Origin of the sequence: Zhongshania guokunii (assembly GCF_040892635.1) — a bacterium.
Lineage (GTDB): Bacteria > Pseudomonadota > Gammaproteobacteria > Pseudomonadales > Spongiibacteraceae > Spongiibacter > Spongiibacter guokunii.
On the sequence record NZ_JBFRYA010000007.1, the window covers coordinates 144,281 to 166,917 of the forward strand.

19 protein-coding genes are annotated in these 22,637 nt (G+C 51.6%); 9 read left to right on the forward strand and 10 right to left on the reverse strand.

The window, feature by feature from the left end; translation table 11 throughout:
• Positions 1–93: 93 nt before the first annotated feature.
• Positions 94–555: a hypothetical protein gene (locus AB4876_RS09940; RefSeq protein WP_368381504.1), complete on the forward strand. Its 462-nt coding sequence runs from the start codon at positions 94–96 to the stop codon at positions 553–555.
• Between the two features lie 2 nt (positions 556–557).
• On the opposite strand, the gene AB4876_RS09945 is transcribed toward AB4876_RS09940, so the two are convergent.
• From AB4876_RS09945 to AB4876_RS09955, 3 genes are read right to left on the reverse strand one after another with little or no spacing between them, the layout of a single operon-like run.
• The gene (locus AB4876_RS09945; protein WP_368381505.1) at positions 558–1,928 is read right to left on the reverse strand and encodes a sigma-54-dependent transcriptional regulator; all 1,371 of its coding nucleotides are present in this window, start codon (positions 1,926–1,928) and stop codon (positions 558–560) included.
• Complete coding sequence (locus AB4876_RS09950) at positions 1,925–2,449, reverse strand: hypothetical protein (RefSeq protein ID WP_368381506.1); 525 nt, start codon at positions 2,447–2,449, stop codon at positions 1,925–1,927. Before AB4876_RS09950 ends, AB4876_RS09945 begins: the two co-directional genes overlap by 4 nt.
• Positions 2,450–2,463: 14 nt before the next feature.
• Positions 2,464–3,930 carry a HAMP domain-containing sensor histidine kinase gene (locus AB4876_RS09955; protein WP_368381507.1) on the reverse strand — a complete coding sequence of 489 codons (1,467 nt, stop codon included), beginning with the start codon at positions 3,928–3,930 and terminating at the stop codon, positions 2,464–2,466.
• Positions 3,931–4,254: 324 nt separating this feature from the next.
• On the opposite strand from AB4876_RS09955, the gene AB4876_RS09960 reads away from it, so the two are divergent.
• Positions 4,255–4,671 (forward strand): EF-hand domain-containing protein, encoded by a 417-nt coding sequence (locus AB4876_RS09960; protein WP_368381508.1) that lies wholly within the window; start codon positions 4,255–4,257, stop codon positions 4,669–4,671.
• Between the two features lie 73 nt (positions 4,672–4,744).
• Positions 4,745–5,320, forward strand: coding sequence for an outer membrane beta-barrel protein (locus tag AB4876_RS09965; RefSeq protein ID WP_368381509.1), 576 nt, complete (start codon positions 4,745–4,747; stop codon positions 5,318–5,320).
• A gap of 185 nt (positions 5,321–5,505) precedes the next feature.
• On the opposite strand, the gene AB4876_RS09970 is transcribed toward AB4876_RS09965, so the two are convergent.
• Together AB4876_RS09970 and bioA are read right to left on the reverse strand one after the other, a co-directional pair.
• Entirely contained in the window at positions 5,506–6,324 is an 819-nt protein-coding gene (locus tag AB4876_RS09970) for an ion transporter (RefSeq protein ID WP_368381510.1), read from the reverse strand.
• 6 nt (positions 6,325–6,330) lie between these two features.
• A complete protein-coding gene (gene bioA / locus AB4876_RS09975; RefSeq protein WP_368381511.1) occupies positions 6,331–7,635 on the reverse strand; it encodes an adenosylmethionine--8-amino-7-oxononanoate transaminase in 1,305 nt (434 codons plus the stop codon).
• 160 nt (positions 7,636–7,795) lie between these two features.
• Between bioA and AB4876_RS09980 the strand changes: the two genes are divergently transcribed.
• From AB4876_RS09980 to AB4876_RS09990, 3 genes are all read left to right on the forward strand, one after another.
• Positions 7,796–9,160: a class II fumarate hydratase gene (locus AB4876_RS09980; protein WP_368381512.1), complete on the forward strand. Its 1,365-nt coding sequence runs from the start codon at positions 7,796–7,798 to the stop codon at positions 9,158–9,160.
• Positions 9,161–9,647: 487 nt separating this feature from the next.
• Positions 9,648–10,022, forward strand: coding sequence for a hypothetical protein (locus tag AB4876_RS09985; protein WP_368381513.1), 375 nt, complete (start codon positions 9,648–9,650; stop codon positions 10,020–10,022).
• Positions 10,015–10,353: a hypothetical protein gene (locus AB4876_RS09990; RefSeq protein WP_368381514.1), complete on the forward strand. Its 339-nt coding sequence runs from the start codon at positions 10,015–10,017 to the stop codon at positions 10,351–10,353. Before AB4876_RS09985 ends, AB4876_RS09990 begins: the two co-directional genes overlap by 8 nt.
• 142 nt (positions 10,354–10,495) lie before the next feature.
• Here AB4876_RS09990 and AB4876_RS09995 read toward each other — a convergent pair whose 3' ends face one another.
• Positions 10,496–10,975: a thiol-disulfide oxidoreductase DCC family protein gene (locus AB4876_RS09995; RefSeq protein ID WP_368381515.1), complete on the reverse strand. Its 480-nt coding sequence runs from the start codon at positions 10,973–10,975 to the stop codon at positions 10,496–10,498.
• 43 nt (positions 10,976–11,018) lie between these two features.
• Positions 11,019–11,597 carry an arylesterase gene (locus tag AB4876_RS10000; protein ID WP_368381516.1) on the reverse strand — a complete coding sequence of 193 codons (579 nt, stop codon included), beginning with the start codon at positions 11,595–11,597 and terminating at the stop codon, positions 11,019–11,021.
• Between the two features lie 88 nt (positions 11,598–11,685).
• On the opposite strand from AB4876_RS10000, the gene AB4876_RS10005 reads away from it, so the two are divergent.
• Together AB4876_RS10005 and AB4876_RS10010 are read left to right on the forward strand one after the other, a co-directional pair.
• Complete coding sequence (locus AB4876_RS10005) at positions 11,686–12,423, forward strand: ABC transporter ATP-binding protein (RefSeq protein WP_301029653.1); 738 nt, start codon at positions 11,686–11,688, stop codon at positions 12,421–12,423.
• Positions 12,414–14,912 (forward strand): ABC transporter permease, encoded by a 2,499-nt coding sequence (locus AB4876_RS10010; RefSeq protein ID WP_368381517.1) that lies wholly within the window; start codon positions 12,414–12,416, stop codon positions 14,910–14,912. Before AB4876_RS10005 ends, AB4876_RS10010 begins: the two co-directional genes overlap by 10 nt.
• Before the next feature lie 9 nt (positions 14,913–14,921).
• Here the strand turns inward: AB4876_RS10010 and AB4876_RS10015 are convergent, their stop codons facing one another.
• The gene (locus AB4876_RS10015) at positions 14,922–15,581 is read right to left on the reverse strand and encodes a TetR/AcrR family transcriptional regulator (protein WP_368381518.1); all 660 of its coding nucleotides are present in this window, start codon (positions 15,579–15,581) and stop codon (positions 14,922–14,924) included.
• A 283-nt stretch (positions 15,582–15,864) separates the two neighbouring features.
• Between AB4876_RS10015 and AB4876_RS10020 the strand changes: the two genes are divergently transcribed.
• Positions 15,865–16,656, forward strand: coding sequence for an SDR family oxidoreductase (locus AB4876_RS10020; protein WP_368381519.1), 792 nt, complete (start codon positions 15,865–15,867; stop codon positions 16,654–16,656).
• A 6-nt stretch (positions 16,657–16,662) separates the two neighbouring features.
• Here the strand turns inward: AB4876_RS10020 and AB4876_RS10025 are convergent, their stop codons facing one another.
• Positions 16,663–20,517 (reverse strand): translocation/assembly module TamB domain-containing protein, encoded by a 3,855-nt coding sequence (locus tag AB4876_RS10025; RefSeq protein ID WP_368381520.1) that lies wholly within the window; start codon positions 20,515–20,517, stop codon positions 16,663–16,665.
• Positions 20,514–22,370 carry an autotransporter assembly complex protein TamA gene (locus tag AB4876_RS10030; protein ID WP_368381521.1) on the reverse strand — a complete coding sequence of 619 codons (1,857 nt, stop codon included), beginning with the start codon at positions 22,368–22,370 and terminating at the stop codon, positions 20,514–20,516. Before AB4876_RS10030 ends, AB4876_RS10025 begins: the two co-directional genes overlap by 4 nt.
• Between the last annotated feature and the right edge of the window lie 267 nt (positions 22,371–22,637).

Genomic DNA, 22,637 nt, shown 5'->3' on the forward strand with positions numbered 1-22,637 from the left:
GACGCCATTTGGCGGCTAAGCCATTGCCTGTATTGCCACGAGTGGTAGTATGCGGGCGGGGTTTGTAGAGATTAGCAATAAGAGCACCATGTTATGCGCGTACCGGCTTTAATTCTCTCGCTTTGCCAGGCGAAAGCAGAAAAAATTATTCAAGGTCCACCCACCAAGGTTATTGGCGTCGATTATCTGCGGCGCTGGCATATTGTGCCCAGAAACCGCCTTTTCAACGTTTACCTGCACCATGTGACCGGCAATGATCCCGATGTTAATTTGCACGACCACCCGTGGTTATTCAATTACTCGATGGTGCTGCGCGGCGAGATCGAAGAGGAAATGCCGGCCAGTACACGGACCTTGAGCACTGGCTCCCTCACCGCAAGATTAGGTCGCGCACCACATCGCCTATTATTGAAAACTCCCGACAGCCTAACCCTGTTTATAACAGGGCCAAAAATTCGGAAATGGGGTTTTTACACCCCGCAGGGCTGGGTGAGCAGCAAAGGTTATTTGCGAGCCGATGGCGACGGTCGCAGCGCAAACAAAGAATATACCTAGCTTTATTCGCCACTAAGCTTTTTCGCGTTGCGCAATAAATCGGGGTTGAGCTGGTGTTTTTTAATGAGCTTATGAAAGTCTGAGCGATTTCGACCAGCTTGCCGCGCGGCATCGGTAACATTGCCTTGGGTCTGTAGGAGTACCTGCTCTAAATATTCCCGTTCAAACAGTTTGCGGGCATCTGCGAGGGGCGGCATTTCCTTGGTCGGTATACTGGATTTCGGGAGGGCGGCAATGGTTTGCGCCTCGCCAATAATGGCCGCTGGAGCAAGTGCTGCAAGCTGCTCAACGATATTACTCAGCTGGCGTATATTGCCAGGCCAATCGTAGGCCATTAGCGCGCCCAGCGCCGCCGGTGAGAATTTTTTGGCGCTACTGTTATTGCGCGCCGCTATTTTTTCTAGAAAGTGTTTAGCTAATAGCTGTATGTCAGCTCGCCGTTCTCGTAATGCGGGCAAACACAGTGAGGCAACATTTAGGCGGTAGTATAAATCTTCGCGGAACCGGCCTTCGCTAATCGCTTCTTCCAGATTTTGGTGGGTTGCCGACAGCACCCGAACGTCAATGTTAATATCTTGATGGCTGCCCACCGGTCGTATTTTTTGTTCCTGTAATACGCGCAGTAATTTCACTTGCAGGGGCGCGGGCATGTCGCCAATTTCGTCTAAAAATACTGTGCCGCCGTCGGCACTCGCAAACAAGCCTTTGTTGTCGCGGCTGGCGCCGGTGAACGCGCCTTTGACATGACCAAATAACTCAGATTCCAATAATTCAGCGGGAATTGCGCTGCAGTTAATGGCGATAAAAGGTTTGTCTGCGCGGCTGCTCGCCGCTTGTAAGGCGCTGGCCAATAGCTCTTTGCCGGTGCCGCTTTCGCCGCGAATCATAATATTGATATCGCTTTGCGCGAGGAGCTTGGTCTGCTCCAGCAACTGCTGCATTTTCGCGCTACAGGTAATGATATTGTTTTCAATGCCACTGCTCGATGCGATGTCGCTACTTAAATTGAGGGCCTGCTGAATACTGCTCAGCAACTCATCTTTATCTACGGGCTTGGTGAGGAAGCTAAAAACACCTTTTTGGGTCGCGCTAACTGCCTCTTTAATGGATCCATGGGCGGTGAGCACAATCACCGGCAGTCCGGGGTATAGCTGCTGAATTTTTTCAAAAAGCTCAATGCCGTCCATGCCGTCCATGCGCAAATCGGATATAACAATATTGGCGCACGCCAGCTGTAGCTTCGCCAGCGCGTTGTCACCGCTGTCGGCACAGATAACGTCAAAATTCATTGCCTCCAAGCGCATCGACAGCAATTGCAAAACACCGGGATCGTCGTCGACCAATAAGATTTTTATGCGGCTTTGAGTATTCATTGTTGACCTCGTTGCTGCTGGGTTTCACTACTATTAATTTTGGTTTCAATATTACTGATACCGTCGATGGTTTCGCGCAGTTTGGTCCGCAATGTATCGCGTTGCTGTTGGGTGTGGAGTAGGTCGCGATTGGCCGTGTCAATAAGCGCCAGTAATGCGCGTTCGGCTTCGCTTAATTTTTCCAAATCAAGCGCTTGAATTAGATCTTGGCTTTGTTCGGTATATTTTTCCGGCGCGCAGCTGGTCAACATTAAACGTTGGAATAGGCTGCTATTATTACTTTTTGCGCGTAATACCGCATCGACTTGTATTCGTTCCGGTTCGGGAAGTAGGCACCAAGCTTGACGCTTTGCGAGCAGCGCAATAGCGGGTTCGGGGGGCGCTGGTATTATTGTCACTCGGTGAGGCGAAGCTTTGTTGAGCGGTGTTGGCGTATGTTGCGCTGTGTCTTCGCCGCTAGGGCTGATTAGTGCGCAGCCGCCCAATAGTGAAATAAGTGCTAGTAGTGAGGTTTTTTTCATAGTTTGCGCCATCATTATTTTGGAAAGCAGAGCGTAAATTCTGCGCCTTTATTCTTACTGGATTTTAAATTAAGCGTTGCCTTAGCTTGTTCGGCGCAGGCTTTAACAATAGCGAGCCCGATACCGCTGCCTTTTAAGGCGCCTTGGCGCTTGTTCTTACCTTGGTAGAAGGGCCTGAACACGGCTTCTTGTTCATCAAGTTCTATACCGGGGCCGTCGTCGCTTACTTGCAGCCACCAATGACTGCCGGCCTCGTCACTTACTAGAGGACGACCCTGTTCGTCAATATTGCAATGGCCCCAGTTCACCGCAACGGCGCCAGCAGTACTGGAAAAATGAATAGCGTTCGACAATAGATTACTCAGAATCATTTCAATCAACTGGGTGTTGCCAGTGAAAAGCCCAGCGTCATTGCTGCAGCTAATTTGGATCGCAGAGTCGGGTAAAAAGCTGCGATACCGTGCAATGAGCTTTTTGCTCATAGCGTTTAAATCAACCTGTTCTTGGTGGGCCGCGATGCCCTGAGACACGGTATTGAAATTAAGTAATTGTTGAATAAGCTCCTGTAAGTTATCCGCTTGGCTGCGCAATATTTTTAGCACCGCCATTTGTTGTTCGTTGATTTTGCCGGGAATCTGTTCGGCGAGTAGGGCCTGAGCATCCATTATGGCAGCGAGTGGGCTTTTTAGTTCGTGGGTGATGTGCTGGGTGAACTGGGCTTTTTGTTGTTCGGTGCTAAGCAGTTGCTGGCGCATCCATTCGAGGCGATGGCCAAGTTCGATTAAATCGGATGGACCGTCTATTTCAATGGTTTGGTCCCAGCTGCGCTCACCGAGATGGTGGATAGCAAGAGATAGGCGGCGTATTGACCGAGTAACAATAATAGAGCTGGCACCGAGGAGGAGCAAACTGGCGGGCAGAGCCAGTAAACCCGTGATGAGGACCCGCCATAGTACGTTGTTAAGTTCCTGCTCTGCTTTACGCAAATTGCTTTGAATAGCCTTTGTTAACTGTTGGTATAGCGTATTACTGCTTTCTTTTAAATCTGTGTACAGTGACTCTAAGCGCTGCTTTTGACTGGCGTCATTGCTGCGCGACACTGAATTAATGTCGGCGCTAATGGAGTCGATACGGTTGATGGTGTCGGAATTCTTAAGGGCAGGTAGTTGGTCAGTGATCTCGTCGAGACTTGAATTAAGCTGAAACTGCTTTATTTGCAGTATTTCTAACAGGCTGGCGTCTTGCAGCAATTGGTATTGCCTCGCAGAGCGCTCAATTTCCTTACTGAGTTCTTGAACGGCGACGCTGAGCTGGGATATCTGCGCTTGATCCATAACCAGCTGTTGTTGGGCGCGCGCTTGGAAACTCATCTCCCACGCGGCGTACGCTACTGCAATCACCAGCGGCAGCATCGACAGCAAGGTTGTACTTATCCATTGCTGGGTAAGGCTTAATTTTCGACTGTTAAATATATTTTTCACTACGTTTAATGCCATTTTATTTCAGTGTTGCAAAAAGAAGACTATCTAACTTACTGAAATTATTAATTAAAATATTTAATTATTTGCACGTGTTGCAAAAAACCAACAGTTTGACCCCATCAAACCCTGCTTAGTTCTTGTCTTTATATTAAGTTGTTGTATTTAAAGGAAAAATAAAATTGGCATAGGGGTTGCAATACTCTAGTCGACACCGCGTTAAAGCGCTTTCAACGAGGGAAGCATTATCGCTGTCATTGGTGAATTTGATAAAACAGAAATTATTCCAATTATTTTTTTAAATTGGCAATAGTTAAGGAGAAAACCATGAAAAAGATAGCAACAGTTTTTGCAGGTTTGGCATTAAGTTCATTTTGTTTGGCAGAGCCAATGTCTGGCGCTATTCAAGGCAGCGGCACGGGGTCTGGCGGTGTAAACACCGATATTCAGCAGGGCAGCCAGCAAGGCAGTGGCGGCTTAAACCTCCAAGGTCAAGGTTCGCAGGGACAAGGTGCTTTGCAGGGCCAGGGTTCTATGCAGGGCTCCGATGATGCCAGCAATGCAATTTTTACCGCGCTTGACCAAAATGGCGACGGTGCACTAGATGAGAAAGAGGCGCAGTCTGAGCAGTCGCTTCGTCAATACTTTAGCGCAATAGACAGTGACGCTAATGGCGCAGTGAGCCGCGATGAGTATATGGATCGCCAGGATGCGATTCAAAAGCTTGAAGAAGAAGCTGAATAAGCCATAGTTGGCGGGCCGTTGGCCCGCCCATAGAAATTCTCGATATTTTTTGTAATTCATAGAGGAAGACATTATGCGAGCAATCTATTCACATAGTTTGGCCTTATTTGCCGCCGTTGTCGGCACCACAACTTTAGCATCGACCGCTTTTGCAAATCCAAGCGCTGGTCCACACGCTTATGTTGGTGCCAATTACGGTGGTTACAAGGATCGTGGTGGCGACTTCGATGAAGATGATGATTTTAAAGAAGCGCTGATTGGTGCGCAGGTTAATCAGTTTCTCGGTTTTGAAGCCAGTTATATTGATTTTGGCTCATTCGGTGGCGACGTAGGCAAGGCCAATGTCGACGGCTACGGTCTCGCGGTTGTGGGTCGGCTGCCATTAACGGAGCAGCTTGGTATTTACGCAAAAGCGGGCCAATTATTTTGGGATGCAGACGTCCGTGTTGCTGGCCTTAAACAAAGCTATGATGGCGATGAACCTTTCGTTGGTGTGGGTGCCGATATAAAGGTGAGCGAGCATTTTGTTGTAGCGCTGGAATACGACCGCTACAAAGTTGATTTGGATGATTCTAGCTTTCCTGCGCCGGCCTCAAATTGGGAAGGCGATATGGACACGGTGAAACTCGGCGCAAGATTTATGTTTTAAGGAGAGCATCAGGCTTATTAAGTTGTTTGTTTTATAAGTCTGATTTTCTTAGCCCTATGCCAATAGCGCTGGGCGCAATAGTTTTATAGAGCGTAAGCTTTCCCTCAGCCAGTCGCGATCGTCCCCCCTCCTTGTCGCGGCTGGCTTTTTTATGCTTTCTTCTTGCCCTTCAATTTTTAATTCGCTTATTGTGGTGGCGGTAGTTTTTCGCCGCAGTGACGGCAGTAATGGGATTCTTTTTCGTGGCCAAATTTCTTGCAGCTATCGCACTGGCGGTTGGTGATCATTCGCTGACTCTCTTGAATTAATTCTGCGCTGAGAATACCAGTGGGAATCGCGATAATTGCGTAGCTGGTGATCATGGCCATGGCTGCCACAAGTTGGCCAAGGGGCGTGTGGGGCGCGATGTCGCCGTAGCCAACGGTGGTCACGGTTACAATTGCCCAGTACATACTTTGCGGCAAACTGGTGAAACCATTCTCAGGACCTTCTATCAAGTACATCAAAGCGCCAAACACCACAATTACCGTGAGTACGGAGACGAGAAAAACCGAAATTTTTCGACGTGATGCTAGCAGCGAGCGCAATAACACATTTGCTTCACTCATATAGTGAAAAAGCTTAAAAACTCTAAAAACCCGCAGCACTCTAAATACTCGGATGATCAGCAAATGCTGGGCGCCTGGAATAAATATTGATAGATACGTAGGTATTGTTGCGAGTAGGTCGATTAAACCGTAAAAGCTGAAAATATAGGCGCGGCGATTGGGTGAGCAATAGATGCGTGCGCCGTACTCTAAGGTGAATAAAACAGTAAAAAAAACTTCAACGCCAAATAATAAATCGCCATAGCGCTCGTGAATTGACGCGACGGAATCAATAAATAAGGCCGCAACGCTGCTGAGTATGACGACGATCAAGAAAATATCGAAGTTACGGCCGGGGCCGGGTTCGGTGCCAAAAATAATCTCATGGAGCCATGTTTTGAATTTGGCATTACTCATTTTTTGTTATTCCTCTGCAGCCAAGGCGGCGACCATCTGCTGGCAAAGCAGGGCCAGATCAGCGTCGCTAATAATGTAAGGAGGCATGGTGTAAACCAGTTTGCCAAAGGGCCGAATCCAAATGCCCTTGGCAATAAAGCGCGCCTGCAGGCTGGCCATATTGACCGGCGCCTTCATTTCGATAACGCCAATACCGCCAAGGCAGCGCACGGCGGCAACACTGTTTAGGTTTGCGGCGGCAGCTAGACCAGCGTTGAGACCTGCCTCAATTCGTTGAATATTGCTTTGCCAGTCACTTGCCAAGAGCAAATCAATACTGGCATTGGCAATGCTGCAGGCCAGCGGGTTGCCCATAAAGGTGGGGCCGTGCATAAACACGCCAGCTTCGCCCTCGCATATGCCCTGCGCAATTTTCTCGCTGCACAGGGTTGCCGCCAATGACAAATAACCGCCGGTTAAGGCCTTGCCCACACACATAATGTCGGGGCTTATGCCCGCGTGCTCGCAGGCAAACAACTTGCCGCTGCGGCCAAAGCCGGTGGCAATTTCGTCGTGAATTAACAATACGTCGAACTCGTCGCAAAGCGCGCGCAATTGTTTTAAATAGTCGCCACCATAAAACCGCATACCGCCGGCGCCTTGCACCACAGGTTCCAGAATAACCGCGGCCAATTCATGATGGTGGTTTTGTAACAGGGTTTTAATACTGGCCATATCGGCGTCAGTGGCCTGTTCGCCAAAGGCGGTTTGCGGGGCCTCGGCAAATAAGTGCTCGGGTAAAACCTTATTAAACAAATGGTGCATGCCAGTAACGGGGTCACAGGTGGCCATCGCGCCAAAGGTGTCGCCGTGGTAGCCATTGCGCAGTGCTAGCAAGCGGGTTTTAGTGGGTTGGCCAACGGAATACCAGTATTGCAGGGCCATTTTTATGGCGACTTCTACCGCCACCGAACCGGAATCGGAGATAAATACCCGCGTGAGCGGGGCGGGGGTTATGTCTACCAAACGTTTGCCAAGGCTGGCGGCAGCGGGGTGGGTCAGGCCGCCAAACATCACATGCGACATATCATCGAGCTGGGCTTTGGCTGCCGTATTTAACACTGGGTGATTATAACCGTGTATTGCCGACCACCACGACGACATGCCATCAATAAGCTCGCGGCCATCGGCAAGGGTCAGTCTGACGCCCTTAGCGGAGACCACCGGAATCATCGCGGGCGGATTTAGCACCGAGGAATAAGGGTGCCAAATATGGTCTTTGTCCCATTTTAGCCACTGTTCTGTGCTAGCGTGTTGGTAGTCGGTGGGCATATTGATCTCCGTGTTAATGCCGCTATATTTTAGGGCTTATGGGGACATAACACGAATTATCATTGCCATAGTGTTAAGCCGTAGTGCTAAACCAAGGTGATAAGGGCGCTATGTTAATACGGTTTTAAACAGCTTATGTACTCGCTAGGGAGGATCTACCATGACCACGTTTCGGCTAGAGCGCGACAGTATGGGCGAAGTAAAAGTGCCAGGTACTGCTAAATACGGAGCGCAGACCCAGCGCGCCCTCGACAATTTTGCCATCAGTGACTTGACCCTACCCAAGCAGTTCATTCACGCAGTGGTACGTATTAAGCGCTGCGCAGCCATGGTAAACCACGAAGAGGAGCTGCTCGCCGAGGACGTATTTCAGGCGATTATCACTGCAACAGATCAGGTTTTAGCGGGGGAGTTTGCCGACCAATTTCCCGTCGATGTGTTTCAAACTGGCTCCGGCACCAGCACCAATATGAACGTGAATGAGGTGCTGGCGAATCTGGCTAGCGAGAGCAGCGGCCTTGCGGTAAGCCCCAACGACCATATTAATATGAGTCAAAGCAGCAACGATGTGATTCCCTCGGCGATTCATCTCAGTGCCGCGCTGGCCCTGCACAATCAATTACTGCCGGCCCTAGAACACTTAGAAGCAACACTTAAACACAAGGCTGGCGAGTTTGGCGGTGTTATTAAAACCGGCCGCACCCACCTTATGGACGCCATGCCGATTACGCTATCGCAAGAAATTTTGGCCTGGGCAGCGCAGTGCCACAAGGCGCGCAAGCGCCTGCTAGATACTCAAAAGCAACTCTGCCAATTAGCCCAAGGCGGCACAGCAGTGGGCACCGGCGTAAATTCACCCGATTTATTTGCCGAGAAATTTTGCGCTGCGATCAGTATTGATACAGGTCTGAGCTTTAAACCCAATGATTCCCTATTTGAGGCGCTGTCTAGCCAAGACGCCGCCGTTGCCGCCTCTGGTCAGCTAAAGGCCTTGGCGGTGGCGCTAATGAAAATCAGCAATGATCTGCGCTGGATGAACAGCGGCCCACTGGCGGGGCTGGGCGAAATTCGTCTGCCGGCACTACAACCCGGCAGCAGTATTATGCCCGGCAAGGTAAATCCCGTCATTCCCGAAGCCGTGGCCATGGCCGCCGCCCAGGTGATTGGCAATGACGCCTGCATCACTGTGGCGGGGCAGTCTGGTAATTTTCAGCTGAATGTTATGCTGCCGGTCATTGCCTATAACCTGCTGCAAAGCATCGACCTGCTGAGCAATGCCTGCCTTGCACTGGCCGACAAAGCCATTGCCGATTTCACCATAGACGAGGCAGTAATGGCCGATAGCCTCGCCCGCAACCCAATCCTCGTTACTGCACTTAACCCCGTTATCGGCTACTTGGCGGCCGCAGAAATAGCCAAAAAAGCCTACGCCGAGCAACGGCCAGTATTGGACGTGGCAGTGGAAATGACCGATTTAAGCCGCGAAGAATTGGCGATGTTGCTAGACCCAGAAAAGTTGGTTTGAGCTTTTAAAGGCCGTAGGTTTCATGGCTTAAACATTAAAAATTCATGCTGTTGGTTGTTGTTAACGCATCTATGGACCGGCATTCTGAACACGGTCCCATCATTCTGAACGCAGCCCCGTCATTCTGAACTTGATTCAGAATCTAAACCCACGGCAGCTGCAACAAACACCGCACTCGGATGGCTCCCGCTTCTGCGCCATCGTAAAGTGTGAACAGTAGCGGTATGCACATTAACACCGCGGCTTGCTATTTAACTCATTGAAATTTATAAAAAATGGGATATGATCAGGGGAAAGGGATGTTTAACAGAAATAAAGGGAAGTAGTCTTCGTTTGCCTAGTACGCGTTACTAACACTGCCGCCATCTTTTTGAATCCCTTTAAATTTTCAATCGCTGCTGAAGCCCCTTCTTTGATAAGGGGCCAAAGTGATATAAGGCGCGAGTCGTCATAACAAAGCTGTTAGGCAGACAGAAAATCTGGAACTATGGAAATAAAATTCGATATTACCCGCCCTTTTGAAAAGGACCTTAAGAAGCTTGGTGCGAGAGAAAAAGATCGAGTAGTAGCTGCACTTGATAGATATGCGGCAAAATTTGATTCTACGCTGGACATTTCAACTCAGCACATTTACCGACCTCACAAAATAAATATGCCGGAGGGACTAGAGTCAAGCCTTTACGTTCTTCGGGTGTCGCCTCAAATAAGAGTGATTTTAACAATTGAGGAAGATCCTCTTTTTGATCAAAAGATCATCACGCTCTTTCGAGTTGTGAAGCATGATGATATGGAACGGACCTTTAACTCTATCGCCGAATCCCTCTATCAGCAGTTCCGTCCTAGGGAGAGCGATAATGGCTGAAATAAAGTCTCTCTTAGATGAATACGGAGTCATCTTCGAAGCGCAAAAAGTTCTCCCGGATGAAAAGCACCGTCTCAAATTTTTAGAGGCGCTGGCAGAGTTGGAAAACAACGAGTGTCACAAAAGAAGGGAGTTTCCAGTTACCCGTTTACATAAAGTTACTGGAGTTAAGCAGGCTGTTTATAGGGCTGACGTGGATAAAATTTCAGGCTGGAGAGTTCACCTGCAATACTCTAGCGATGGCGTTCTTCACCTCAAAGACTTAATTCCTGGTTCAAAACACGATAATGTCGTTGAGGTAATTAAATCTAAGAAAGGTAGGTACAAGTAAATGCCTAACAATCGCAGGCACAGCGACGGCTTTTCCGTTGCGGCTTCGCCTACACTACAAAGCCGCGCGTGCTGCGGGCGTTTGGCGCCACTCAATTAATGTATTAAAGAATATATTCTGTGTGTTTAAGTGGTCGTACTTGTTATTTTTGACTCAATTCCTCTTCTGTTCTCAACACAAAATACCTTGCCTGCTGTTCGGCGCTCGGCAGCGGGCATTGCCCATAGCGGCCAAACAATTGGTAGCGATTGCGGGCAATAAGGCTATACAGCGCATCTCTAAGGGGGCGGGGAATGATGATAAATATCAGCAGTGGCCGCCACGGCCACGGTAGTTGCTTGATGATTTGCAGTACGGCGGTGCTTTTTTCAAAGATCTGGCCGTTGGCAATATAGTAAACAGATTCGATGTGGCTGTTTGTTAAAGCGTAGTGTTTAAGTATGGCTGCGCCAGCAGGGGATTGCACGGTGGTGAGTTTGATCTGTTGGCTGGTGTCGAAGCGAATAATAAAGCGGCTCCAAAAATGGCAGAATTTGCAGACCCCATCGAAGACCACGAGCTTGTCATCGGCCCCTAAAAATGCGGGCGGCGGTGGACTTGCTTGGCCAAATTTGCCACTCATGGGTTTTCTTTTCCTCGCCTTAACTGGCTTGTCTTACCAAAACTTAATTCAGCAGGGGTGTTAGTGCTGGCAGTACCTTCTGTACTATCAAGGCTTGGGCATCGGCATTGGGGTGTATGCCATCGCTTTGCATGAGCTTGCTGTTGGTGGCGATGTTGTCGAGGAAAAAATCTACCCAAGGCAGATCGTTGGTTTTGGCGATTTGCTTATAGCTATCGGCAAAGGCTTGGGTATAGCGCTTGCCGTAGTTTGGTGGAATTTTCATGCCGAGCAACAGTGGCTGGGCGCCAGCTTCAATACTTAAATTGATCAAGGCTTGCAGGTTTTTACGTAAGTTAATCACGGGGTAGCCGCGCAGGCCGTCGTTGCCACCGAGTTCGATGATGACAATGCTTGGCTGGTGCTCAGCTAATAGCGCGGGTAGGCGGTTTAGGCCGCCGGCACTGGTTTCGCCGCTGACACTGGCATTAACCACATGGTAGGTGTCTGGGACGTGTTTGCTGAGAAGCGTCACCCAGCCCAGTGCAGGGTCAAAGCCGTAACCAGCGCTGATGCTGTCGCCAAGTACCAGTATATTTTCTTTGGCCGCATCGGCTTGAGCCAAGCGTGGCAGGCACGTCAATATCAAACACGCGAGTAACACTCTAAGAAGCATTGACCATTGGCCAAGGTGAATAGCGCGGGAATAAAATGAAAACACAGGTTTCAACATGATTCGAGTTCAAAATCTCTGTAAAACAGTCACCAGCGGTGCCCAAGAGCTTGCCATATTGCGAGGGATTAACCTTGAAATCAAGGCGGGGGAGAGCGCGGCGATTATCGGGGTGTCTGGCGCGGGTAAATCTACCCTGCTGGGTTTGTTGGCGGGGCTAGACAACGCCACTAGCGGCGATATTTATTTGCATGGTCAAAACATCAGTTTAATGACTGAGGATCAGCGCGCCGCGTTGCGGGCGCAGCATGTTGGCTTTGTGTTTCAGTCGTTCCAGCTATTACCTGGCTTAACGGCGCTAGAGAACGTGATGCTACCGCTTGAGCTGAGTGGTCATGCCTCGCCGGAGACTGCCGCGCGGGTCTTTCTTGAAAAAGTCGATTTGGCTGATCGCGGCCATCATTACCCGCGTCAGCTGTCTGGCGGCGAGCAGCAGCGGGTCGCCTTGGCGCGGGCGTTTGCGGTGGAACCAGATATTTTGTTTGCCGACGAACCCACCGGCAATTTAGATGAGCAAACCGGCCAGCGTATTATTGAGCTGCTGTTTGCCTTAAACAGCGAAACCCGCACCACCCTTGTTTTGGTAACCCATGAAATGGCGCTTGCCCAGCGCTGTGGCCGCCAGTTTGTGATGCACGACGGTGTGTTGACCGAGGCAGTGAGCAATGCCGAGTCTGCGGATACAGGAATGAAGCAAAGCTCCCCAGCGCAATCCGGCGAGCTGCCATGCGCCTGATGATGCTAGCACTGCGTAATATTCGCCGAGCGTGGCGCGGGGGCGAATTGGGCCTGCTGGCATTTTCGCTGACCTTGGCGGTAAGCATTGTCACTGGTATTGCTGGTTTTTCTGAGCGTCTAAGCCGAGGTATGGAGCAGCAGAGCCACCATTTTTTAGCGGCAGACCGCGTGCTGAAAACCGCGCGCACAGTGCCAGATAGCTGGCTGCTTGAGGCCCAGCAGCGCGGCTTAAAAACCGCAACTGTGGCGAGCTTTCGCTCTATGATTTACGCCGGCGAGCAAATGCAGTTGGCGTCAATACGGGCGGTTTCCGAAGGCTACCCGCTAATTGGCCAGCTTGGTGTGAGTGACGCGGCCTTTGGTGATGCGCAACTGGTGGAGCATGGCCCGAGTGCCGGTGAGCTGTGGTTAGATTCACGGCTGTTAGCCCTGTTGGATTTAACGACCGCCGGCGAAGCTGGGGTGGGTGAGGCCGACTTTAAGGTGAGTCGCGCTTTAATTAGCGAGCCAGATCGCGGCAATATGAATGAGATGCTGGCGCCGCGCGCGATGATTAATTTGGCCGATTTAGCGGCCACCAAGGTCGTGCAGCCAGGCAGCTTGGTGCGTTATCGCTATTTATTTGCCGGCAGCGAAGCGCAATTGGCAGATTACGAAAATTGGCTAACGCCGCAGCTAGAAGCTGGCCAGCGCTGGGAAGATGTGCGCGACGGCCAGCCGGCCATGGCCACAACGCTTAAACGGGCCGAAGGTTATTTGCTGTTGGCGGCGAGCTTGGGCGTGGCGTTGGCGGGGGCGGCGATTGCCTTGGCCGCGCGCCGCTACGGCCAGCGCAATAGCGACAATGTGGCAGTAATGAAAACCCTCGGCGCCCGTCGTCGGCAAATTTTGCATCATTATTTGGCTCAGCTCGCCCTGCTGTGCGCTGCGGCGATTGTGCTGGGTGGGCTGCTTGGTCACGGTTTGCAGTGGGCCTTGTTTGCCAGCTTGCAGGGCTTGATCGACATCGATATTCCGCCGCCGGTGTGGCGACCCCTGCTGGTGGGCGCAATAACGGCGCTGCTGTGTACGGCGGTGTTTGCGCTGCCGCCAGTGTGGCGCTTGAGCAAGGTGGCGCCGCTGCGGGTGCTGCGTCGCGACACCGAAGACAGCAGCGAGGGCATGGTGGCCAGTGCGCTTATTGGGGTAACGGGTATTGGCGGCTTGATGTGGTGGTATAGCGGCAATATTCAGCTCAGTGCAGCGCTGTTGGTGGCGAGTATTGCCTTGGGCTTGCTCGCCACGGTTTTGGTGCTGTGGCTGGTGAGCCAAGCTCGGCGGCTAAGTGCGGGGCGGTCACGGGGCGCACTGCGCTTGGCGTTGGCGGCGATATATCGGCGCCGCTTTGCTAATGCCTTTCAGGTGGCCAGTTTTGCGCTGGCCTTGATGACCTTGACCAGCCTAGGACTGTTGCGCGCCAATTTATTAGTCGATTGGCAAATGCAGCTTACAGAGGGCGCGCCCAATCACTTCTTAATCAATATTCAGCCCACTGAAATAGCGCCGCTAGAGGGCTTTTTTCAAGAGCACGGCCTTAGTAACGCAGGATTGTATCCGATGGTGAGGGGGCGTTTAACGCACATTGACCAGCGCGCGATTAAGGATATTGCCGATATTGATGCCGAGCGGGGCAATGTGAACCGCGAAATCAATTTGAGCTGGGCGGCGGATTTGCCGAGCGACAATCGCATTGAAGCTGGTACGTGGTGGACAGCATCCGACTTGGTCGCGGCGGAGCGAGTGCCGGTGTCGGTGGAAGCAGATTTAGCCAAGCAGTTGCAGCTCAGCCTAGGTAGCGAGCTTAGTTTTAATATTGGCGGGCAAAGCCTAGTGGCGGTGGTGAGCAGCATCCGCAGCTTAGACTGGAGCAGTATGCGGCCCAATTTCTATTTTATATTTCCGCCAGACAGTTTGCGGGACTACGCCGGTAGCTATATCACCAGCTTCTATTTACCGGCCGCAGAAAAGCCGCTGCTAACAGATTTGTTGCGGGCCTTTCCAACCATGACCTTAATTGAGATTGATGCCCTTATCGCGCAAATGAATACCGTGGTTGGGCAAGTGAGTGCGGCCATTGGTCTGGTATTGGCCTTGGTGGTGGTTTGCGCCTTATTGGTGAGTGTGGCCAATGTGCAAGCTAGTCTCGACAGCCGCCTGCAAGAGAACGCGATACTGCGGGCGCTCGGCGCCAGTCGGCAGTTAATTGCCAATGGTTTATTGCTGGAGTTTGCAGCGGTGGGCTTTTTGGCGGGGCTATTGGCGGCGCTGGGCAGTAATATTGCCCTGTATGGCGTGCAGCGCTGGGTTTTAGATATGGCTCCGGTGTGGCATGGCAGCGTATTTATGGTGGTGCCAGTGCTGGGCGCCATGACCATGGCCATTACCGGCTGGCTGTATTGCCGAGTGGTGATAAGCACGCCGCCGCTCCAAGTTTTGGCGCGGCAGTAAATGCGCGCCTTAAACTGCCGGTTTTGCTTGGGGTAACTGGGAGATTTCGGTGGGGTCGGTACACAAACCCGCGATCATCATGCGCAGCGATTTTTCTGCCTGCAGGTCAAGGTCGCGGTGGTAGCCGTAGGTGTCACCGTGGTCAAGCATCAGGGTTGCCACGCCGTGAACTGCGGCCCACACGGTGTGCGCCATTGAGGCAACATCGTCTAGCTGGCGAATAACATCAGTTTTAAAACCGCGTTCAACACCTGCCCGCACCTTGTAAATAGCTTCGCGACCAGCGGCAAACAGCTCTGGATAGTCGCTGCGGGGCTGCAATACAGGGCCAAACATTAAATGGAACATTTCGGTGTGCAACTTGGCGAACTTTACATAGCTCAAGCCAAACAGCAGCAAGCTTAAATCTGCCCGCGGTTCATTTTCACTCTCTTCACAGATAATAAAAAAGCGCCGAAAGCCTTCGGTGGCCAAGGCGGCCAGCAGCGCATTTTTGTCTTTGAAGTGGCGGTAAGGTGCGGTTTGCGAAACGCCGATCTCGCGCGCTAGCGCGCGCAGGCTCAGCTCAGCAATGCCGCTATTAATAAGGTGTTTTTCGGCCAACTCCAAAAGTTCTTGGCGGAGATTGCCGTGGTGATAATTCGTGGTGGTACTTGTGTCAGTTGTCATATTTAATTCGCCCGTCATTCTGTGGTAATGTTGACAGCGATTATATCTGATGTCATGTGTTTTTTCGGTTTTATCGGCAATGCAACTGCTTAGGTTTAACTAAATTAAGTTTAAAGCAAATATTAGGCCGATCTAATTGGGGCGCTATTCTAACGAATTTCACGCTAGTCGTCTTGACCCATTCTGAGTCTGGGCCTCGTATCCAGCATGTTTAGCGCTTAAAGTAGCAATTATAGGTCTTAATAGGCCGGTTTATTGTGTTGCAGCTCAATGAGTATTCAATATGGATTTGGAAATTGCAGGAAAAGTGTTTTTGGTGGCGGGCGCGAGCAAAGGTTTAGGCTTGGCAATTGCTGAACAGCTGTCTCTAAATGGTGCACGCGTGGCTATTTCCAGCCGCGATGCCACTGCAATTGCGTTAGCAGCGACTGACCTAGCGGAACGCACTGGGTATGAGGTAAAAGGCTATGCCATGGATGCCCGCGATGGAGGCAGTATTAAACAGTGGGTGGCTGATGCCAGCCGCGACTTTGGACGGATAGATGGTTTGGTGGTAAACGCTGGTGGGCCGCCGGCCGGTCAGTTTGATGCCTTCGGCGATGAAGATTGGCAGGCGGCCTTTGACCTTACCCTGATGAGCGCGGTGCGCATGGTGCGTGAAACCCTGCCTCATCTGCGCAAAGCCGGTGGTGGCGCCATTTTGACTTTAACCTCGTCGTCGGTGAAAGAGCCCATTGACTATTTACTGCTGTCGAATGTGATGCGCTCTGGGGTGACGAGCTTGGCCAAGAGTTTGTCTAAGCAGTTGGCGGCGGAGAATATTCGGGTAAATAATTTGGTGCCGGGCACGATTGCCACTGACCGCATGCGAAATCTCGATAGTAACCAAGCCGATGCCAAGGGCATTAGTGTTGATGAACAGCGCAGTGCGAACGAGCGTGCAATTCCCCTTGGTCGCTACGGCGAGGCCGTCGAGTTTGGCAAGGCCGGCGCATTTTTGCTGTCGCCCGCGGCCAGCTACATTACCGGCTCAACCCTTGTGGTTGACGGTGGCACTATGAAAACCGTGTGGTAGCGGCGCTTAATCCTTGCCGTGTTCAATACGGTAGAGCAGATCGACACTTTGGGTCTTGCCCGACTGGGCTTTTAAGCCCAGCGACTTGCTCAAGGTGTAGTCCAGCTGAATACTGCCCGCAGGGGTGAACAGGTTTTGTACATAGCTAATAAACAGATCGGGGCTGAGGTATTTGCCTACCACCAGTGAGCTGTCTTCATAGCTTTCGCCACCCTGTAAATTTAACACATCCATACCAAAGGTGTTTTGCAGGGTGCTGGTGATGCCTTTGCTTTGGGAAATGCCCAGCGCTGTGGCGGCATTCATTACTTGGTTGGCATCCGACTGGCTCATTTCACCAGGCACCTTGCCGGTAATGAGCATGGAAATAACATCGGTGGGCGGCATGGCGGGATCAGAGAATAATTCACTGCGAATATCCTGGGCAAAGCCGCCGATATTAATGCCGACGGTATAGGTTTTAACCTCGCGTACCGCGCTAATATTCAAACCAGGGTTGTCTACGGGGCCTTGGAATAATAATAAACCGCGCTGAATGCTTAGGTCTTGGCCATAGGCTTTGTAGATGCCGTCATACAGCGACAGACTGCCAAAGGCCTGCACCGCAGATTGGGATTTTTGCGCCACGCGGAGTTTGCCACCGAGGCGGGTGCTAAAGCCGTAGCCGGAAAACTCAAAGCTGTCGTCGAGGGTGATGCTGATTAGGGTGTCGATTGGCGTGCCCGCGCCGATGCTCGCTTGCTCGTTACTGCTTATGATGATCTCGTCGGCCGATACCGAGGTGGCTTGTTCAGGCAGTGACTTAAGGACAAATTTACCCTTGGGAATTTTTAAGCTGCCGCGAATTTTAATCAGCTCGGGAGCAATGCCAATATTGATGTCGGGGGAGATCGTGACCGAGGCATCGGGCAGATCAACGGCGGTGATGTTTTCGCCGCTGATGCTGATGTTGCCGCGGGGGCCACTTTGCTCTGTTGGGGCGTTTTGCACGTTTTGCCCCAGTGAACCCTCGCCCACAATCTTGATACGGCCGGTGCCCGAGGTGATGCCCGCGTCGAGTTGCCAGTTGCCATTGTTCGCCAAATTCAGCTGGGCAGTGCCGGTCTTTAATGCAAGGCCGACAGCGGGTAGTTGCATGTTGAGTTCGTCGAGATTTATGTCGCCGCTGATCACTGGTGCTTGCAAGGTGCCAGCAACTGCCATCGCGGCGTTGAGGCGGCCGTCGAGCTTTTCTAACTCTGGGAAAAAACCGCCCAGCCACTGCAAATTGTCGAACTGGCTGGTGATCTCGCCGTTTATCTTAGTGTCTGGGCCTAAATTGATATTGCTGGTGGAACTCGGCTTAGCAGTACCGATACTGGCAATTAAACTGCCGACTTCTGCAATATTAAAGTTAAGGTGGCTGCGCAGCTGCTGCTCGCTGAGTGTGGCCTGCGCGTTAAGGCTGGCGTGATGCTCGAGAATGTCTTCGTTAACACCGGCTTGGTAGCGAATCAGTATAGGGTCGGCACTGAGGGCAAGCTCGCCTTTTAAATCGGCGATATTGCCTGTAAGTGCGCCATCGACATTAAATTCACTGTTTAGCTCACCCTGTAGCGAGGAGCCGGGAGGTAGGCTGGCGCTGAGGCGATTTAGCGATAGGGCGTGGATATGCCCCTTCAGCTTGATGTCTTTATCGTTGAGGGCGAGGTCGCTACACAGTTCTGCGGGGGTGGCGTCTTGCTCCTGTGTTAAACAGAAATCCTTAAGCTGGACTGCGCCACTTGCCGCGAGGAGTGCAGCTGGTTTGCCCAATAGCCAAGGGCCAAGCTGAGGGTGGTTTGCAGCAAACTCTTGAATACGGCCTTGCCACGCAGGCTTAGCCGCCGCTTGCTTGCTGGGTTTAAAGGCGCGATTGAGACCGCCATCTAATTTTAGTGATAATTGGCTTTCTGCATCCTTTAGATCGAGTGCGAGTTGGTGGTGCTCGATATTACCGTTGGCTTGTAAGCTCAGGGCGGCGTTACTTAGTGGCGCTGCGCTAAGTCCGGCGGCGTTGGCATTCAATACCAGGCTTTGATCTGAGCTGAGCTTTAGGGCTAGCTCTGCGCTTGCAACCGCATAGCCTTGATAGCGCAGCTTGCTGGCGCTGAGTTCGGCGCTAATTTGCGGAAAATTAGGGTTTTTGGCTGCGGGTGCTTGCAGTAATTTGGCGAGCGGGCCACCACGCAAACTACCGGTGCTGTGCAGTGCGCCGCCGAGATCTGGCCGCAGCTGGTTTAAATCTTTGGCGTCTAACATCCAGTCTAGGCTGCTGGTGTCTGCCAGGCGGCCATTAAGCTGCAGCTGGTTGTTGCCGAGCTGCAAACTGAGGTTTTTAAATTCCTGATGGTGGTCGCTCACTTGAAGCGCGCCGTTGCCATTTAGAGCGCGGCCTAAAAATTCACCGTTAAGTTTGTCGATAGTTAAGCTGGCTTGGTAGTTATTTCCCTGCCAGCTGCCGCGGCTGCTGAGCTTGCTATTAAGCTTGGCCGGCCACTGGGGCAACAGCTTAATGGTACTGAGGTCGGTGGTGCTTAGCGTGAGCTGCCATTGCATGGCCTGCGCGGTTGAACTCGCTGGTGCATTACCCAGATTAGGGGCAGCTTGGCTGTCGCTGGCGAGCAAGCTATTTGCATTTACCTTGCCGGCCAGCAGAAGGGCGCCAGAGCCAGTGTTTAATGCGATCTTTTTTATAAGCAGGTCTAATTGATTGCCACTGATATTGGCTTTGAGGTGGCCAGGCTGTTCCAACAGGGTGCTTAACATCTCGACTGGGTCGTTGCTTTCCGCACTCGGTGTTTGGCTTTGCGCAGGGCTTTGGACTTGGGGTTTTTGCGCGTCTGCCGGGTTTTTCGTGGGCGCACTGAGCTGGGTGTCTAAAGCGAGCCGGTAGTCTTGCCAGCTACCATCGAGTCTTATTGTCCCTGAACTGAGGAAGTTCACACTCGGTTTGGAGTTTGAGGCCGCACTTTGGCTTTGCTTAAGCCCTGACTCGCTGCTGGTCAGTGGAATGATGACATCCTGCCACTGACTGCTCAGTGCCAGGCTAATGGCCTTGGCATCGATCTCTAGATGCTCTGGGTCAAAGGGCAGCTTGACGCTTAACTGGGTGTCTACTGCGCTGGGTTGTATTAATTGATGCTTTAGCCGCAGTTCCTTGAGGTTGCCTTTAAGCTTTGCGTTACCGCTCAGTGGCGGCATGTCGTCTAGGCTAGCCGCCCAGCGAATCCCTATGTTCATGGCGTAGGGCGGCCGGTTTCTGATTTTTCCTTCCAGGCTGAGCTGCTGCTTGGCGGTATCAACACTGAAGTTTTCGATAGTGGTATTAATTAGGCCGAGGTTACCGCTGAGGCGGATGCGCTCAATGTCTTGACGGCTATCGGCGTTAATAATATGCAGGCCGTCAATGCGCAGATCGGCAAGATTAATCGCGATTGGTAGGCTTAAGTGAGGCCAGGGTCCAGCTGCTTCGGTGTTTGGATCTGGTGCCGCCGCATTTGCTTGGTCAATGTGAATACTCAGTTCTTTAAGGTGAAGCGTTTCAATGGCTAGCCGGCCACCTAAAACACCCCATAAATTCCAGCTGCTGTGCAGGCTTTCCAGCTCAATGGTGAGGCCTTCAATGGGCAACTTTAAGCCTTCTATATGTACGCCTTTTGCGAAGCTGCCGCTGTAAGTGTTGAAACTGGCGGTTGGAGATACCAAGGCCAAACTTTGCTTAAGCAGCCAGTCGCTGCCGCGCTGGGTGTCGAGAATCAGATAGATACTTGCTACACATAGCACCGCGATCGCGGCGAGTAGCACTGCGCTGCGCAGTAGTAAGCGGGCGAGGCGTTTCATAGGTCAGGCCCCATCGATAAGTGAAATTGGAAGCCGCCGTCTTTTAACGGAAAAGCAAAATCGACCCGCACTGGGCCAATGGGTGATAGCCAGCGCAGGCCAAGTCCGGCACTTTCGTAGAGGGTGAAGGTGTCGGTGTCAAAGGCGTTACCGGCATCAAAAAAAGTGGCCAGCGCAAAATCTCCCCACACGCGGTGATCGTACTCGATGCTGCCGGTGATGCGATGCTTGCCGCCGACAACTTCGCCTTCGGCATTTTCCGGGCCTAGGGTTTCGTAGCCATAGCCGCGCACGCTATTGTCGCCACCCGCGAAAAATCGCAGGGAGGCAGGTAGCTCTGAAAAGTCATCTAACATGGTTGCGCCCAAGCCGCCGCGACTAATTACGCGCCCCCCCCACAGCGGGAGGATCACTTTACTGTCTAACTCTATTTGCGCCAAGCTCACGTCGGATACCACGCCTTGTAGTGCGCCTCGAGCGGCAGTATTGATGCGCCAACCCCTAGTGGGATAGCGGCGATCATTGGCCTCGCTGCGCGACCACGCGATACCGGGCATTAGCAGGGTGGAGGTGTTGCGCTCGTCGGCAATGTCGTAGTCTTCACGCAAAAATTTCAGGCTCAGGGTTTGAATCCAGTTATTGCTGCGCAGGGATATTTGCGCGATTTCGGCGCGGTAGCTCAGGCTCTCGGTGGTGTCAGTATCTTTGCGTTCGACACCGGTAGATAGCTGAACTTTATCGGTGAGGGGTTTGCTGCCCGGTATGGTGTACTGAAAACTGAGGTTTGAGAGTACCGGTGAGTACTGGCTGGCAATTTGGTAGGTATGGCCGGCGTCGTTGATGCGACGATTGCGCAGTCCGTAGCTAACACGTGGTCCAGTGTCGGTAGAGGCGCCAATACCGGCAGTGGTTTCGTATTTGCGCTTTTCTGCAGTTTGGACATTAAGGTCGATGCGCTGCTGCTCGGCATTTGGGTTTTCTTGGTCAATATTGACCGATGCAAAATAATTGCTGCTGATGAGATTGTTTTGTAATTGCACGACTTTGCTCGAGTCAAAGGGGTCGCCGCTTTGAAAGGGCAGGTAGCGCCGCATAAGCTCAGTGCTGAGTAGTGAGGGGCCAAAAGCCACTTCGCCAAAGCGATAGCGACTGCCGCTATTAAAAACCAGCGCAATGGTGGCGCTATGGGTGTCGGTATTTACTTCTATGCGATGTTCTTGAAATTGGCCGTCAATATAACCGGCATTGCGGGCGCGCTGGTTGATGGAATTTTTAATCGCTTCGTAAACATCGTGCTGAACAGGGTCGCCAATTGCTACCGGAAGCTTGGCGAGGTATTTGGTGAAAATTGGATCATTTTCGCCTTCGCCAATAATGCGCACATCAAGCCGGCTAATCAGGGTTTGTGGTCCAGGGGTAAGTTCTAGGGTCAGTACCCAGCAGCTTTCGGGTTCGGTGTCGGGGGTGGCGGATTTGCTGCCAGCAATTTTTTTAACGGCTTTGCTTAATGGATTACTTTTGAGCAAGGTGGTTTTTACCGCGCTCTGCTCGCGCAGGAGTGTCCAGTTACCGTGGTAGTGGCCAAGTGCTCGCATGGCGTTGGAAATTTTTTGATCGCTGCCGCGCAGGCGGCTGCGCAATCTTAGCTCAGAGCTATTACAGTGAATATCGCTGAGGTCGAGGTGGGCGCGAATATTGTCTTGTAGCTCACTTTTACCGCCACGTATCTCTAAGCTGACTTGGTTTGTAGCCGCCCAAGACGGTGCGGCTGCGAATACCGAGCACAGTAGCAATAGGAAAAGTGTGATGGCAGAGGGCGGTGACTGTAAGCTTAAACCCAAGACTCTTGACATAAATACTGATATTGCCTGTTATGTATTGCCCAATGGTTGTTGGGTTTATTTTGGTAGTGGTGCAGCGTTTGAAGCAGATTACTGCGCTACGCTAACTATGGCAGTTAATTTTAAAAGCCGCATATAGATTTGACAGTTTGTCGCTATGTTATTTTATCGGGCTGCAGCCGTTTGTGATACGCATACTATTGCTTAGTCGATGACTACTGCTAGGTATTCATTCCGGAAGAGCATTAGTAGTTAAAACCTGTTAATACTTAGTGTGCA